This window comes from Mesorhizobium sp. M0189 (genome assembly GCF_040322135.1).
GTDB lineage: Bacteria > Pseudomonadota > Alphaproteobacteria > Rhizobiales > Rhizobiaceae > Mesorhizobium.
This window is the reverse complement of record NZ_JAMYSW010000006.1, coordinates 176,066-191,352: the sequence shown is the minus strand read 5'-3', so window position 1 is coordinate 191,352 and position 15,287 is coordinate 176,066. Positions and strand designations below refer to the sequence as shown.

At 63.8% G+C, this 15,287-nt stretch carries 11 protein-coding genes; 2 read left to right on the top strand and 9 right to left on the bottom strand.

Annotation, left to right across the window (positions count from 1 at the left end; translation table 11 throughout):
* Nucleotides 1–3: 3 nt before the first annotated feature.
* Both NKJ09_RS14225 and NKJ09_RS14220 read right to left on the bottom strand, forming a co-directional pair.
* A complete protein-coding gene (locus NKJ09_RS14225) occupies nt 4–453 on the bottom strand; it encodes an RrF2 family transcriptional regulator (RefSeq protein WP_006202816.1) in 450 nt (149 codons plus the stop codon).
* A gap of 250 nt (nt 454–703) precedes the next feature.
* Nucleotides 704–1,690 (bottom strand): sulfate ABC transporter substrate-binding protein, encoded by a 987-nt coding sequence (locus NKJ09_RS14220; protein WP_023721149.1) that lies wholly within the window; start codon nt 1,688–1,690, stop codon nt 704–706.
* A 280-nt stretch (nt 1,691–1,970) separates the two neighbouring features.
* On the opposite strand from NKJ09_RS14220, the gene NKJ09_RS14215 reads away from it, so the two are divergent.
* Together NKJ09_RS14215 and NKJ09_RS14210 are read left to right on the top strand one after the other, a co-directional pair.
* Nucleotides 1,971–2,243, top strand: coding sequence for an AbrB/MazE/SpoVT family DNA-binding domain-containing protein (locus NKJ09_RS14215; RefSeq protein ID WP_023721148.1), 273 nt, complete (start codon nt 1,971–1,973; stop codon nt 2,241–2,243).
* Nucleotides 2,243–2,641, top strand: a complete 399-nt coding sequence (locus NKJ09_RS14210; protein WP_023721147.1) for a type II toxin-antitoxin system VapC family toxin — start codon at nt 2,243–2,245, stop codon at nt 2,639–2,641. The genes NKJ09_RS14215 and NKJ09_RS14210 overlap by 1 nt, the downstream gene beginning before the upstream one ends.
* Before the next feature lie 14 nt (nt 2,642–2,655).
* Here NKJ09_RS14210 and NKJ09_RS14205 read toward each other — a convergent pair whose 3' ends face one another.
* The 7 genes from NKJ09_RS14205 to NKJ09_RS14175 all read right to left on the bottom strand — a co-directional run bounded on the left by NKJ09_RS14205 (nt 2,656) and on the right by NKJ09_RS14175 (nt 15,246).
* A complete protein-coding gene (locus NKJ09_RS14205) occupies nt 2,656–3,696 on the bottom strand; it encodes a sulfate/molybdate ABC transporter ATP-binding protein (RefSeq protein WP_352482922.1) in 1,041 nt (346 codons plus the stop codon).
* 73 nt (nt 3,697–3,769) lie between these two features.
* Complete coding sequence (gene cysW / locus NKJ09_RS14200) at nt 3,770–4,654, bottom strand: sulfate ABC transporter permease subunit CysW (RefSeq protein ID WP_023720881.1); 885 nt, start codon at nt 4,652–4,654, stop codon at nt 3,770–3,772.
* Complete coding sequence (gene cysT / locus NKJ09_RS14195; protein WP_023720880.1) at nt 4,647–5,498, bottom strand: sulfate ABC transporter permease subunit CysT; 852 nt, start codon at nt 5,496–5,498, stop codon at nt 4,647–4,649. Before cysT ends, cysW begins: the two co-directional genes overlap by 8 nt.
* Before the next feature lie 18 nt (nt 5,499–5,516).
* On the bottom strand, nt 5,517–6,545 hold the full coding sequence (locus NKJ09_RS14190; RefSeq protein ID WP_023720879.1) for a sulfate ABC transporter substrate-binding protein: 1,029 nt from the start codon (nt 6,543–6,545) through the stop codon (nt 5,517–5,519).
* A 219-nt stretch (nt 6,546–6,764) separates the two neighbouring features.
* On the bottom strand, nt 6,765–7,478 hold the full coding sequence (locus NKJ09_RS14185; RefSeq protein ID WP_036245347.1) for a M15 family metallopeptidase: 714 nt from the start codon (nt 7,476–7,478) through the stop codon (nt 6,765–6,767).
* Between the two features lie 27 nt (nt 7,479–7,505).
* On the bottom strand, nt 7,506–9,602 hold the full coding sequence (gene pbpC, locus NKJ09_RS14180) for a penicillin-binding protein 1C (RefSeq protein WP_352762918.1): 2,097 nt from the start codon (nt 9,600–9,602) through the stop codon (nt 7,506–7,508).
* 163 nt (nt 9,603–9,765) lie between these two features.
* Complete coding sequence (locus tag NKJ09_RS14175) at nt 9,766–15,246, bottom strand: alpha-2-macroglobulin family protein (protein WP_352495138.1); 5,481 nt, start codon at nt 15,244–15,246, stop codon at nt 9,766–9,768.
* Nucleotides 15,247–15,287 lie beyond the last annotated feature (41 nt).

Sequence of the window (15,287 nt, the reverse complement as noted above, 5' to 3'; positions counted from 1 at the left end):
GATTTAAATCTGCGACGTCAGCTCGACCGGGAAATCGTCATTGTCGGCGTCGCGCATGGCGGCGAGGCTGCGGTTGTCCAGCACCTCTGCGATCGCCTGACGCACCTCCAGCATCATGTGCCGGACCTGGCAGGTCGCCTCGTCGCAATCCTCGCAGCGCTGGTATTGTGTGCGGCTGGCGCAAGGGATCGGCGCCAGCGGCCCGTCGAGGACACGCACGACATGGCCGATCTTGATTTCGGAAGCGGGACGGGCGAGGCGGTAACCGCCTTCCTTGCCCTTGCGGCTCTGGACGAAGCCGGCATTGCGCAACTCGCCCAGGATGGCATCCAGGAATTTCTTGGGGATGTTGTTGGCGACCGCAATGTCGTTGACGAATGCGAGCTGGCCGACCGGCAGGCCGGACAGATGCACGAGAGCCTTGAGGCCGTATTTGCCTTTTTTGGTAAGCATGCCCGAGTCAACCCATTAAGCCCCAACCACCCGCATCTGGCGGCTGTTTGTGTGCAAATAATGACGGTTTGGCCGTGCGATGCCGTTCGCGCAGACAGGCCGCCCGAAGACATATTGCGCGCAAACGCGTTGATTCTTCGTAACGTTTTGGAGGGCGGGCGTCCGGAACGGGCGGAGGCCACGTTTTCGGCGAGCAAATGAAGAAAGCCGGCAAACGCCCGCTTTCAATCAGTTCACGAGGTTGCAGACGTCAGCGGCTGCCGTAAGTCTGGTCGAGCAGGCCGCCAGCGGCGAAATGCTCGGCCTGGACCTTGGCCCAGCCGCCGAAGACATCCTCCACCGTCAATAGGCGGACATCGGGAAACTCAGCCTTGTACTTGGCGGCGACCGTCGCGTCGCGGGTCCGCAGGCCGTTGCGGGCGGCGATGTCCTGGCCCTCCAGCGTATAAAGGAAGTCGAGATAGGTCTTGGCGAGGTCGCGCGTGCCATGCTCGTCGGCGATCGTGTCGACGATCGCCACCGGAAACTCGGCCAAAAGGCTGACCGAGGGCGTCACCTGCTCGAATTTGTCCTCGCCATACTCCTTGCGGACGCCGCGCGTTTCCGACTCAAAGGTGATCAGCACGTCGCCGATCTCGCGCTGCACGAAAGTGGTGGTCGCGGCGCGTCCGCCGCTGTCGAAGATCGGTACGTTGTTGAACAGCTTGGTGACGAATTCCTTCACCTTGGCGTCGTCGCCCTTGAAGGCTTCCTTGGCGTAGGCGGTGGCCGCAAGGTAGGTGTACCGGGCATTGCCGGAGGTTTTCGGATTGGGGAAGATCACCTGGACGTCGTCGCGCACGAGATCGTTCCAATCCTTGATGTGCTTCGGATTGCCGGCGCGCACCAGGAAGGAGGGCAGCGAATAGAAGGGCGAGGCGTTGTCGGGAAAATCTTTCTGCCAATCCGCGGAGATGAGACCCTTCCTGACCAGGAAGTCGATGTCGAGGACCTGGTTGAAGGTGACCACATCGGCGCCGAGGCCCTCGGCGATGGCACGTGCCTGCGCAGACGTCCCGGCATGCGACTGATCGATGGTGACGCCTGGGTGGCCGGCGACGAACGCCTTGTTGACCTGCGCAAACAGCTCGCGGCCGACATCGTAAGAAGCGTTCAGCAATTTGTCGGCCGACCAGGCTTGGGAGGATGCGAGGAACAGGCCGGCCAATGTGGCGACGCCAAGCAAAAATCGCTTCATGAAAACAAGGCTCCAATGCGTGCGCTTATTGCCGGACTATAGCGGCAAGGCATTGTGCGCGACGAGGCAGGCAGAGCGGCCGCTCCACGTTGTCGATGGAAGAAATATTCCCGCTGTGGAGGATTTCTAGTTTTTTCTTTCAGGCAGAGTCTTCCGGGCAGCTTGGCAGCGGTGCCGATGCCGTCGGCGTGCACGATGGTTCCCGGCCGGCCAACGCGATGGCGATTGCATCGCCGCGCGGTCTGGCATATACAAATGGTATATACAAGGAGCTATCGTCATGCCTCAACGCCGCCATTCGACAACCCCGCCGAAAGAGGCGAAGCTGTTTCGTAACAATCGCAGTCAGGCGGTGCGCATTCCTGTCGAGTTCGAACTTCCCGGCGAAAAGGTCTTGATCAGTCGTGAAGGCGACCGCCTGATCATCGAGCCGGTTCGCAAACCCGGCCTCACGGCGCTGCTCGCGCAATGGGCGAAAGAGCCGCCCCCCGGTTCCGAGGAGGACTTTCCCGAAGTCGAGGATATGCCTGTCAAATCCGAGGAATTTTTTTGATGCGGTTCATGCTGGACACGAACATTATCAGCGACATGATCCGAAATCCGGCCGGGAAAGCCGCCGCCGCCGCCCTGCGCGTGGGAGACGCCGCCGTGTGTACCAGCATCGTGGTCGCCTCGGAACTGCGATATGGCTGCGCCAGGAAAGAGTCGGCCAAGTTGCTCAAGAAGGTCGAGGAATTGCTGGCTGAGATTCCTGTCTTGCCGCTCGATGTGCCGGTAGATGCCGAGTACGGCGCGATTCGCGCAGAGCTGGAAGGCAGGGGCCAGACCATCGGCCAAAACGACCTTTTTATTGCTGCCCACGCCTATGCACTGGGAACTACCCTGGTGACCGCCAACACCGGCGAGTTCAACCGGATCAAAGGCCTGAAGGTCGAGAACTGGCTGGTGTAGCGCCTAAAAGAGGATCAAGCAGCCGGAAAAAGCTTCCAGCGCCGCGGCCTGAAAGCCACCCGGCTTTTCTGCGCCGCCGGATGGTCGACTGGCAACTCGATCTCGACCCGCTGGCGTTCGCCGCCGATTTCGAGCTCGACCCGCCTGGTGCCGGCGACGCGGCGGCTGGCGACAACCGTGCCGGCGATGCAGCCGTTGCATTCTTCCACCAGATCGACGTCGTGCGGGCGGAAGAACAGCGTCGCTTCACCTTGCGGTGCGTGCGGCGCGGAAAGCCCGATCGGCCGGTCGGCGATCCAGACCTGGCCGTCCTCGACCTTGACCGGGATCGAGCTCGATTCGCCGATGAAGCCATAGACGAAGGGCGAGTTCGGCGTGTCGTAGATCTCGTCGGCGGTGCCAACCTGCTCGATGCGGCCCTGGCTCATCACCACGACGCGGTCGGCAAGCTCCAGCGCCTCTTCCTGGTCATGGGTGACGAAGACCGTGGTGTGGCCGGTGGCGTCGTGGATGTCGCGCAGCCAGCGGCGCAGTTCGCGGCGCACCTGGGCATCGAGCGCGCCGAACGGCTCGTCGAGCAAAAGCACGGCCGGTTCGATCGCCATGGCGCGGGCCAGCGCCACGCGCTGGCGCTGGCCGCCCGAAAGCTGCGCCGGATAGCGTTTTTCCAGACCGGAAAGCTGAACGAGGTTGAGGAGTTCCGAGGCGCGGCGGCGGATTTCCTTCGCCGACGGGCGTGACGGCCCGTGCCGGACCTTGAGTCCGAAGCCGATATTGTCGGCGACCGTCATATGGCGAAACAGCGCGTAATGCTGAAAGACGAAGCCGACATTGCGCTCCTGGATCGACTTTTGCGAGGCATCCTCTTCGCCGAAGAAGATCTTTCCGCGGGTCGGCCGCTCCAACCCGGCAATCAGCCTGAGCAGCGTCGTCTTGCCGGAACCGGATGGCCCCAGCAACGCGATCAACTCACCCGACTTGATGTCGAGCGAAACGTCGTGAAGGGCCGGAAACCGCTCAAACTCCTTGCGCACGTTGGCAACGCGAACTTCCATACAAATCCCTTTTGTAGTTGATGCATGTCGTTATCCCAAAACCGGTTCCCACTTTTGGGCGACATGCATTTTGTCAGTGTCCGCGCGTCGCGGCGATCTCGGCGCCGTAGCGCATCTCGAGAAGTGTTTTCAAGACCAGTGTGACGAGCGCCAGGCCGGCAAGCAGCGAAGCGACGGCAAAGGCGGCGGCGGCATTGTACTCGTTATAAAGGATTTCGACATGCAGCGGCATGGTGTTGGTCAACCCGCGTATGTGGCCGGACACCACCGAGACCGCGCCGAACTCACCCATGGCGCGGGCATTGCACAACAGTACGCCGTAGAGCAATCCCCATTTGACGTTAGGCAACGTCACGTACCAGAACGCCTGCCAGCCATTGGCGCCGAGCGACAGGGCCGCCTCCTCGTCGCCATTGCCCTGCTCCTGCATCAGCGGGATCAATTCGCGGGCGACGAAGGGGAAGGTGACGAAGATGGTGGCCAGCACGATGCCCGGCACGGCAAACAGGATGACGATGCCATGCGCCTTGAGCCAGGCACCGAGCAGGCCTTGCGCGCCGAAGAGGAGTACATAGACCAGGCCGGAAATGACCGGGGAGACCGAAAACGGCAGGTCGATCAGCGTGGTCAGGAACGCCTTGCCCTTGAACTCGAACTTGGCAATCGCCCAGGCGGCGGAAATGCCGAAGACGACGTTGAGCGGCACCGAGATCGCCGCGACCAGAAGCGTCAGGCGGATCGCCGAGCGCGTATCCGGTTCCGACAGCGCCTGTGTGTAGGCCTCGATGCCTTTGGCGAAAGCTTCCTTGAAGACGATGATCAGCGGCAAGAGCAGGAAAATGCCGAGGAAGGCAAAGGTCACGATCATCAGCACGGTTCTCGCCGTGCGGCTTTCGGTCACCGCCGGCGACTGGCTTTCGTGGTGCGGCGCGTAGGATTTGATCTCCGGGTCAGCCATAGCGCTTGCGGCTCCACGTCTGCACCAGGTTGATGACCAGCAGCATCACGAAGGACAGCGCCAGCATGATCGCCGCGATCGCTGTCGCCGCAGCGTAATTATATTCCTCGAGCCTGATGACAATCAGAAGCGGTGCGATCTCGGATTTATAGGGCAGGTTGCCGGCGATGAAGATGACTGAGCCGTACTCGCCGACGCCGCGCGCGAAGGCCAGCGCGAAACCGGTGACGATGGCCGGCGCCAGTCCGGGAAGCAGGACGCGGCTGATGATCTGGAAGCGATTGGCGCCGAGCGTTGCGGCCACTTCCTCGACCTCCTTGTCGATCTCCTCCATGATCGGCTGCACGGTGCGCACGACGAAGGGCAGCCCGATGAAGATCAGCGCAATGACAATGCCGAGTGGCGTATAAGCGACTTTGATGCCGAGCGGCGTCAGCAGGCTGCCGATCCAGCCGTTCGGTGCGTAAAGCGTGGTCAGCGCGATGCCGGCAACCGCCGTCGGCAGCGCAAAGGGCAGGTCGACCATGGCATCGACGATGCGGCGGCCGGGAAAGCTGTAGCGCACCAGCACCCAGGCGACGATCGTGCCGAAGACGACGTTGACGGCGGCGGCAATGAAGGCGGTGCCGAAGCTGATTTCAAGCGCGTTGATGGTGCGGCGGTCGGTGACGATCGCCCAGAAGTCGGTCCAGCCGAGCGCCGCCGAGCGCCAGATCAACCCGGACAGGGGAATGAGGATGATGAGGGTGAGGTAGGCAAGCGAGAAGCCGAGCGTCAATCCGAAACCCGGAATGACGCTCGGCTGCCTGAACCGCCACCCCGCCTTGGCGGGTGCTGTGGTCATGTCGTCCTGATCTAAATGCTACTGGGCCGGCTTATAGATCTGGTCGAATATACCACCGTCGCCGAAATGATAAGGCTGTGCCTTCTTCCAGCCGCCAAAAAGTGGGTCGTCGATGGTGACCAGCTTGATCTCAGGCTGCTTGGCCAGGTCCTCCGCCGGCACCAGGTCGGGCTTCGAAGGGCGATAATGGTTCTTGGCGATGATCGTCTGGCCTTCCTTGGAATAGAGGTAGCTCAGATAGGCTTCGGCAACTTTGCGTGTGCCTTTGGCGTCGACATTGGCGTCGACCACTGCGACCGGCGGCTCGGCCAGGATCGAGGTCGGCGGGTAGACGATATCGAAATTGTCAGCGCCGAACTCGTCGAGCGCCAGATAGGCCTCGTTTTCCCAGGCGAGCAGCACGTCGCCTAGCCCTTTTTGCGCAAAGGTCACGGTGGCGCCGCGCGCACCGGTGTCGAGAACCGGGACATGCGCATAGAGATTGCCAACGAATCCCTTGGTCTTGGCCTCGTCGCCGCCATCCTTGGCGCTGGCATAGGCCCAGGCGGCAAGATAATTCCAGCGCGCGCCGCCGGAGGTCTTCGGATTGGGCGTGATCACCTGGACGTCATCCTTGACCAGATCGCCCCAATCATGAATGCCCTTGGGGTTTCCCTTGCGGACGAGGAAGATGATGGTCGAGGTGTAAGGCGCCGAATTGTTTTCGAATTTCGTCCGCCAGTCGGGATTGATCTTCTTCGTTTTCGAGACAATGGCGTTGATATCGCCTTCGAGCGCCAGCGTCACCACGTCGGCGTCGAGCCCGTCGATCACGGCGCGCGCCTGGGCGCCGGATCCGCCATGCGACTGCTGGATGGTCACCGTCTCGCCTGTCTCGGCCTTCCAGTGGGCGACAAAGGCCTCATCGAATTGCTTGTAGAGCTCACGCGTCGGGTCATAGGACACGTTGAGAATGGTGGTGTCGGCAAACGCGAAACCGAGCGTGCCGAACTGGACCGATGTGGCGACCAGTGCGCCGAGCAGTTTCCTGAAATGAGGTTTGGTCATTTCCGCCTCCGTTGAACTCGCGCCAAATCTACCGAATTGATAGAATTTAGATGCATTCAATGTTGCCTTTTTTGGCCTATTGAAGCAATTTTTCGCCTACTTTCGGCGATGGGAGGAACTATTTTCCCTTGCACGGGACCTGCGCTCCCGACGCGATTATCTAGAGACGGCTAGCTCTTCGGCAATGGCGGCGTCGCGTCCGAACGAGGTTTTGGCGGACTATTCGGCGGTGACGGGAAAGTTGAAGCGCTCTCTTGGAAACGGCTCGTTTTCCAGCGTGAAGTGCCACCATTCGCGTGCGTAATTCTTGAAGCCGCCGGCGCGCATCGCCTCGACAAGTTTTTTGCGGTTTGCCGCCGCTTCACTGGCGATCGGTCGGTGAGCCGTTTCGCTCGTCGGATCGAAACAGTCGAAACCGGTGCCGAAATCCAGCGTGTCGGCATCGGTCGCGCCGCAGGCCGGTTTCGGAGCGCTCTTGCGGTCCGCTCGCGTGATGGCGACATCGACCGTCGATCCGCGCGAATGGGTGGACAGTTCGCCGATATAGCCCTTGGCGATGAGATCCTTGCGCTTGACCTTTGGGTACCATTGCGGGTCCGGTGGTCCGCTCGTTTTTGTCCAGTCACCCATGTCGGAGACAGCACGCGCAGGGCGGTAGCAGTCGAACACGACCAGCGTCAGCCCTCCGGCAGCAATCGCTTTCTGCACTGCGGAAAGCGCTTGCGCCGCTTGGCTGGTGAGGACGCATACCGGCGCATCGTAACCGCTTACCTTGCGATGCAGGAAGTTTTCGAGGCCGGCATAGCGGATATCCTGCCGGATACCGGGATCGATGTCGGCCAGCCGAACAAAGCCGGCGGGGAGGGCGTCAGCAGAGGCCGAGGAAATACCGGCGGCCGAAAGCAAGGCGTAAAACCCAATCCGCTGAATCACCTGCCGGAAACTATTCAAGGGAAACTTTCACTCGACAAAAACCTTCACACTGGCCGCGCGCCCCGCCGCATCGATTACGGTCAGGGTGGAATAGCCGGCGCCGTCCGGCTGCCAGGTCGCGGTGCGCCGCCGGTCGATGCCGACCAGCGGCTTGCCGTTGGCCAGCCAGCGGAACGGTGCGCGGCCGCCTTGCAGCTTGAGCACCAGCGGCGAGGCGTCGGCCGAGGAAGTGCCGAGATCGACACGGGCGCCGTCAGGCGGAAAGACGATGGTTGGTGCAGGTTCGGTCGGCGTCGCCTGCACCAGCCCGTCGACGCCGGCGCCGAAGCGCGTCAGCGTCACCGGCAATTCTTCACGCTTTGGCCGGCGGACGCCGGACGGTTGGCTTGGCAGCGGCACGGCGGCTAGGCTGGAACGGACAAAGCCTTCGAACAGAATGGGCGCGGCCGAGACATAGCCGGACAGACCGGGCACCGCGCCGGCATCGGGGCGGCCGACCCAGACGCCGAGCACATAACGGCCGTCGAAGCCGACCGACCAGGCGTCGCGATAGCCGTAGGAGGTGCCGGTCTTGTAGGCGATGCCGCGTTGGGCGGCACCCTGGGGCGGCTTGACGCCCGACAGGATGTCCGTGATCTGCCAATTCGCCTGACCATCGAGGATGGTGGTGGTCGAGCGTTCGGTGTTCGCCGGCTCCGTGCCGTCATGCAGCGTGTGTGCCTTGCCGCCATTGGCAAGGCCGGCATAGAGTTGGACGAGGTCGCGCAGCGTCACTCCGACGCCACCGAGGCCGATCGCCAGGCCAGGCGCTTCGTTGACGGGCAGTATCGGCATCACGCCTGCCTGGCGAAAGCGCGCCATCAGCCGGGCCGGGCCGACCGCGTCGAGCACGCGGATCGCCGGCACGTTGAGCGACAATTGCAGCGCCTGCCTGATGCTGACATCGCCCTGATAGCCCATGTCGAAGTTCTTCGGCCGGTAACCGGAGAAATCGGCCGGGCTGTCCTCAATCAGCATCTCCTGCGCCACCAGGCCTTGCTCGAAGGCGAGGCCGTAGATGAACGGCTTCAGCGTCGAGCCAGGCGAGCGAACGACCTTGGTCATGTCGATCCAGCCCGAACGGCTGGCATCGAAGAAATCGGCAGAGCCGACCTCGCCAAGAATATCGCCGGTGCGGGCATCGGCCAGCACCATGGCCACCGAGAGGCGAGGGCCGAGCTTGGCGGCGGCATCCTTGGCCACCTGCTCCAGCCCTTCCTGGACACTCTTGCGGATCGTTAGTTGCAGCTTCTGGCCGGGAATGGCCTTGGGCAGCGTTGCATAGGCAGCATGAGCAGCGAGCGCCGGCAAGGTCCGCCGCAGCCCCGACACATCGTCGAGCGCGGCTCGCGCGGCCTCGCGTTCGCCGAGCAGGCCTGCCGACACCATGCGGGTCAGCACGCGGTCGCGGGCGGCATGAGCGACTTCGAGGTTGCGGTCAGGGCGTCGCTTTTCCGGCAATTGCGGCAAAGCGACGAGCAGGGCCGCCTCAGAGACCGTCAGCCGCTTCGGCTCCTTGCCGAAATAGGCGAGCGAAGCGGCGCGCACGCCTTCGAGATTGCCGCCATAGGGCGCCAGCGTCAGGTAGCGTTCGAGGATCTCGCGCTTGGACAGCCGCCGTTCTATCTGGACGGCGCGCAGCATCTGTTTGATCTTCGAGCCGAGGCTGCGGCTGTCGCGCGGTTCGATCAGCCGGGCGAGCTGCATCGAGAGCGTCGAACCACCGGAGACGATATGGCCGCTGGTCGCGAACTGTCCGGCCGCACGCGCCAGTGCCAGCACGTCGACGCCTTGATGATCCCAGAAGCGCTTGTCCTCATAGGTGACCAGCATGTCGACGAACTGGTTGTCGACCTGGTCCAGGTTGGTCGCAAGCCGCCAATAGCCATCCGGCGTGGCGAAGGCCCGCAACAGCTGGCCGTCACGGTCCTGCACCTCGGTCGAGACCGTCAGCGCAGCCGGCAGCGGCGGCGGAAAAGCGCGGTCGAGCTGCCAGAGGGCGACAGCGGTGATTGCGGCGAAGGAAATGCCCGCAATGGCCGCTCGGCGGAGGAATCTTTTGGAGAGCACGGCGCCGCCCCTCATCCGCCTGCCGGCACCTTCTCCCCGTGGAGGACGGGGAGAAGGTGAATGGCCGCAACGCTGGCGACCCCCTCTCCCCGTCCTTCACGGGGAGAGGGTAAGGGTGAGGGGCGGCGCGGCATCACGTCGTTACCTGCAGTCAACCGGTCTGCGTCCCTCTCCATCGTTACGGCGCCTTGACCTCCATCATGCCGGTGGCGGTGCGGGCCGAATATTGCGGCCGGTACATGTCCTCGATCGTTGCCGCCGGGTGGGCGTAGATGCCCGGCGTCACCGCGCGCACGACGTAGGCGAGCGTGATGTTGCGGTCGCCGTCGCCGTCGTTCGGATTGAAGGCCGCGACGAAACGGTCGTTGCGGAATTCGAGATGGGCAGCATCGGTCTGCGCCAGCCAGGAGAAGTTCGTCAATTGGGCGCTGGAGACCAGGCCCGGATTGTCGATCTCGAAGCCGGCCGGCAACAGGTCGGTGATCAGCAGCCGCGAAGGCCAGGTGTTCTGCTCGTAAACCTTGAGCACGACGACATAGCGTTCGTTCTGCTTGACCTCCGTCACGTTGGCCTCTGTGCCGTCGAGCTTGTAGTAGGTACGGCTGATGGTAAAGCCGTTGCCGCCGGCCGGCAGAGGCTGGATCGGCGAGGCCACGGTGGTGACGACCGCCTGCAGCGGATTTCTGCCGGTGTTGACGATGGTCAGCGGACTGTCGGCCAGTTCGCCACCGGCGATCTGGTCCGAATAGCCGCCGGCATGCGGTGCGCCGTTGATGGTCAGCGCGATCGAATCATTGCCGGCCTTCAGCGCGCGGGCCGCCAGCAGCATCCAGGACTCGTCCTGGGTGCTGGTCCACCTGGCGTCGGCGCGTTCCCTGGTCACCAGCTGGATCAGCGCCGGCACGATGGTCGGCACCGGCTTGCTTTCCGCGGCAAGCGCCAGGATCGCCGCACCGTCACGCAGCGGCGAGCCATAGTCGGACCGGTAATAGTCATATTCCGGCGTCGACTTGGCCAGTTGCAACGCGGCCTGGAAGGTTGCCTCCGAGCGCTGCGTGTCACCGTAGAGCGCGAGAGAGGCCGCCAGTTGGGCGACGGCCATCGGGCTGGTAAAGGCTTCGAGCTGGGTGTCGGCGTAATAACGCAGATCGCCGACCGAGGCCTTCTTGTTGCGGGCAAGCACATAGAGCGCATAAGCGATCTCACTGCCGCGATCCTGGACGTCCTGGTCGTAGCCGATCGCGTTCTGCAGATTGCTCAGCGCTTGGTTCATCGCCAGGGCCGGCACGTCGTATTTCTGCTCGCGCGCCCGGGTCAGGAAATCGGTGACATAGGCGTCGAGCCACAGATCGCCGGAACCCGGACCCCACAGACCGAAGCTGCCGGCCGAGGCCTGGTAGCTCAGCACCTTGTAGATGGCGTCCTGGACGCGGCCATGCAGATCGGGGTCGCTGGCCATGCCGATGCCGGAAGCCATCTCGTTGACGTATAGAAGCGGCATGGCACGGCTGGTGGTCTGCTCAGCGCAACCATAGGGATAGCGGTCGAGCGTCATCAGCAGCGACGGCACATCGAAGGCAGCTGACTGCGAAACGCCGACGCTCACCGAAGCGCCATCGAGCAGGCTTGCCGCCAACAGTTCCTTGTCGACGCGCAGCGCGCCGCCATTGCCCTTGAGGTCGACGACCATGCGGGTGGTCACCGGCAGTTGCGCCGGGCGCACCGGCACATAGAGCGTCTGCTCGACGGCGGTGCCATCGGCATGCGCAAGCTTGATGGTGATCGAGGCGTTGCCCGCGGTCTGCGCAATCAACGGCACGGTCAGTGTCTGCCGCTTGCCTTTGGCCAGCGTCAGCTTTTCAGGCAAGGCGGCACTGCCGGTAGACAGGTCGCCCGTCGTGTCGATGGTCAGCTTGTAGTCGCCAGCGGGGCCATCGGTGTCGGCGACGTCGAGCCGCATGACGGCGGAATCGCCGGGCGCCAGGAAGCGCGGCAGGCCGGCGGTGATCACCACCGGATCGCGCACGATGACGTCTGACTGGGCATGGCCGACCGCTTCCTTGGTCCAGGCGACGGCCATGACGCGCACGGTGCCGTTGAACTGTGGTATGTCGAAGTCGATCCGCGCCTTGCCGTCGGCGTCGAGCTGGACCGGGCCGGAGAAGAAGGCGACCAGCTTTTCGGTCGGCGGACTGCCTTGCGACTGCATGTTGGCGCCATCGCCGCCAGTGCGCAGCTTGCCGGTCGTGCCCAGCGAGCCGTCGATCAGCCGGCCATAGATGTCGCGAACCTCGAGACCGAGCATGCGCTGGCCGAAGAACCAGTTCTCCGGATCCGGTACCTTGTAGTTGGTCACGTTGAGGATGCCGACGTCGACGGCCGCGACCATGACATAGGCGTTGGTGCCGGGCTGCACGCCGGCGACGGCGACCGGGATCGACAGCTGCTGGCGCGGCATGGTCTTGTCCGGCGGCGCCAAGCTGACGGCAAGCTTCCGCGAGCCGGGATCGAGCTTCAGCCATTTGACGCCGATGGCGCGCGCCGGCATGCGCGTCTCTTGCGCATCGCCCGGCCTGAACAGCGTTGCCGTGACGTAGGCGCCGGCACCCCAATCGTCGCCGACCGGGATGTCGACGGTGCTGCCGCCGGCCGGCACGCTGGCGGTGACCGTCCTCAAGAGCTTGTCGGCGCCGATGGTGACGAGCAATTCGCCGGCAAAGTGCGGCGACACTTTGAGCTTGGCTACTTCGCCCGCCGCATAGGTGTCCTTGTCGAGCGCTATCTCGAGCCCGTCAGGCGTTTCGGTGGTCGTCGAGCTGACATACCAGCCGGCGTCGAACTCATAGCTGGTCGCCGGGCCTTCCGGATCGGCTGTCTCGATATCGAGCCGGTAGCGGCCCCAGTCGACCGGCAGCGACATGGTAGCCTCGCCATCGGCGCTCAGGTCGACCTGGCCGTTGGCCACCGCCTTGGTGAAGATGACCGGCTCATAGTTCCAGGAATTGCTCGAGCGGTACCACTGGTAGCTGCGCTCGACCTTGACCAGCGACCACTGCGCACCCTTGAGCGCCTCACGCTTGCCGTCGGGGTCGACGGCGATCAGGCTGAACTTGGCCGTGCCGCCTTGCGGCACCTCGTCGCCGTCGAAATCGGGGCGGATGCCGATCATGTGGCCCTGCGGGCGGATGCCGATATTCAGCGAGCGCTCGATCGCACGGCCGCCGGTCTCGCGCAACCGGACCGTGACCTTGGCATCGACCAGCTTGGTGGTGGATGGCAATTGATCGACGGAAACCGGGAAGGTCGCCTTGCCGTCGTCGCCGACCACCGGCAGGCCGGTGAAGGGCGTCACCGTTGGTTCGGCCGACTGTTCGTCGGCCAGACCGAAGGAATAGCCTTTGAAGCGGTCCCAGTCGCGGGCGGTCGACAGCGTCAATTCGCCTTCGAGCGCGAGGCCCGCGGCCGGCGCGCCATAGAGAAAGCGGCCGTCGACGGTGATGTTGGCGGTCTCGCCCTGGGCGATCTCCTGCTTGTCGGCGGACAGGTCGAACTCGATGCGATCCGGGACGAAGTCCTCGACCAGGAACATCTGGCTGGCAACCGCCGCCTGCTTGGGATCGGTGTGGATCGCCACTGTCCAGGTGCCGCGCATGGCGTTGGGTTCCAGCGGCAGGTCGACGGCGTGGCCGCCGGCCGATGCTCCGTCGCTGACGATGCGGCGGTCCTCGACGCCGTCGGGCCGCGAGAAGATGAAGGTGAGCGGCAGGTTCTCGACCGCCTTGGCGGCACTGTCGCGGGCAAGAGCCGAGACGTGGACGTCCTCGCCGGCGCGGTAGATGCCGCGCTCGGTCCAGGCATAGACGTCGAGCGCGCCCGGCGCCGCACGTCCGGCGACGCCGCGGTCGGACAGGTCGAACCCGGCGCGGCCCATATCGAGGAAGACGAAGTCGTCGTCGCCCTGCTTGGCCATCAGCACCGCCGGTGCCATGCCGCTGTCGCCGCGCGTCAGGCCGGGATTGAACACCGCCCGCCCTTCCGCGTCGGTGGTCGCGGTGCCAAGGATCTCGTTGTTCCTGGCCAGCAGCGTCAGCTCGGCGCGGGCAATCGGCTTGGCGGTTGCGAGCGAACGGGCAAAGACGTTCAGCCCATCCTGTCCGGTATAGGTCGACAGGCCGATGTCGGAGACGACGAACCATTGCGTGGCGTGCGAATCATAGTCGTCGCTGCGATCGTTGACGGCTTGTGCGGTCAGCACATAGACGCCGGGCTTGCGCTTCGGCAACGCCTCGTCGATGGGGAAGGAGGTGGTGACTTCCTTGTTGAGGTCGTTGGCGATGTCGAGCTGGCCTTGCCAGACCGGCTCGCCCATCTGTTCGGAGATGTTCGAAATGTCGTAGCCGTCAAGTTGGCGCAGGAACTGATACCCCGACAGAAGCTGGGCCAGCGAGCGGTCGCCGATGCGGAAGAGCTTCATTTCGGCGGCATTCATGTTGACGGTGACGACCGGTATGCCGCGGCGTGCGCCGGCGGGCAGCACGAAGCTGTCGCCGGTGAAGCGGGCCGAAGGCGCGCGGTCCTGCACGTAGATCGACAGTACCACCGGTGCCGCGGTGACCTCGCCAATGGCGGCCGGCAGGCCGGCGCGGAAGGTCACGTCATAATGCTGGCCGTGCTCGAGCCCTTCGACGCAGATCTGCTTGTCCTTGGCTTCGACGCCCTTGGGAGCGGCGTTGTCGACGGTGACGAACTGGGAATAATCGACGCCGGTCTTGACCAACTCCTCGGAGAACTGCGCGCAGATACGCGGCGCGCTGGTGTCGGCATCGACGGTATGATCGATGACGCGGAAGCCCTTGCGGGCCTTGAGATCCTGATAGGCGGCCCTGACCGCCGGCGAATTGACCAAAGCGAGGCTCGCCTCGTAGGCCTGCAGGGCCGGCCTGTAGAGGTCGCGGCGGTCAAGGCCGTCGCCGAGCAGCGCCAGCACGTCGGCGCGCGTCTTGGTGGTGCGCAGCAATTTGTAGGCGTTGAAGGCGGCGGAAGTGGCGTTCGCCGGTAGGGTCGACGGCTCCGAACTGTTGGCGGTCGGATGGACGGCAAGCGTTTCGCGCGCCAGCTCGAGCCAGAGCTGGCCATCGTCCGGCAGCACCGAAACCGCCGCTTCGTATTTGTGCATGGCCGAGCGATGATCGCCCGTCAGCGCCGACTGTTCGGCGGCGGCCCTCAGCGCCGTCAGCCCCTCTGTCGGCTTGGTGTAGGTCGGGCCGGTGAGCTTGTTGCGGTATTGCTGGGCCTGGTCGGCCATCCAGTTGGGGAAGAAGGCGAGTTCGGGTGGCGCGCCGATGTCGGGATCGCCATCGATGTTGACGACCTTGCCGGCGACGGCGCCGCCGAAGGGTTTCAACGAGTTGTAATCGGATTTAAGGAAGCACCATTTGGCCTTGAGGTTGTAGGTGAAGGCACGGCAGGCCGGGTCGCCGAGGCAGGTGGTCTTGCACTGATCGAGGCTGACATTCTGGTCGGATCTGAGATCGAAACCAAAATAGTCGGAATTATCCGATGTCACCACCCGCCGGGCTTCGGCCGCTTGCGCGACACCGCTCCAGGCGAAAAAGAGAAGGAAAAGAATCGATAGACCACGAGCCGCGCGCATTGCCATAAACCCCTCCAGACAAGTGCTTACGTCCAGAAATCTTCAAG

Bases quoted from the DNA above. Each gene is read 5' to 3' on its own strand.
- NKJ09_RS14220 (WP_023721149.1), bottom strand. From the start codon at position 1,690: ATGAAGCGATTTTTGCTTGGCGTCGCCACATTGGCCGGCCTGTTCCTC.
- NKJ09_RS14210 (WP_023721147.1), top strand. From the start codon at position 2,243: ATGCGGTTCATGCTGGACACGAACATTATCAGCGACATGATCCGAAAT.
- NKJ09_RS14225 (WP_006202816.1), bottom strand. From the start codon at position 453: ATGCTTACCAAAAAAGGCAAATACGGCCTCAAGGCTCTCGTGCATCTG.
- pbpC (WP_352762918.1), bottom strand. From the start codon at position 9,602: ATGAGGGGCGGCGCCGTGCTCTCCAAAAGATTCCTCCGCCGAGCGGCC.
- cysW (WP_023720881.1), bottom strand. From the start codon at position 4,654: ATGGCTGACCCGGAGATCAAATCCTACGCGCCGCACCACGAAAGCCAG.
- NKJ09_RS14215 (WP_023721148.1), top strand. From the start codon at position 1,971: ATGCCTCAACGCCGCCATTCGACAACCCCGCCGAAAGAGGCGAAGCTG.
- NKJ09_RS14175 (WP_352495138.1), bottom strand. From the start codon at position 15,246: ATGGCAATGCGCGCGGCTCGTGGTCTATCGATTCTTTTCCTTCTCTTT.
- cysT (WP_023720880.1), bottom strand. From the start codon at position 5,498: ATGACCACAGCACCCGCCAAGGCGGGGTGGCGGTTCAGGCAGCCGAGC.
- NKJ09_RS14205 (WP_352482922.1), bottom strand. From the start codon at position 3,696: ATGGAAGTTCGCGTTGCCAACGTGCGCAAGGAGTTTGAGCGGTTTCCG.
- NKJ09_RS14190 (WP_023720879.1), bottom strand. From the start codon at position 6,545: ATGACCAAACCTCATTTCAGGAAACTGCTCGGCGCACTGGTCGCCACA.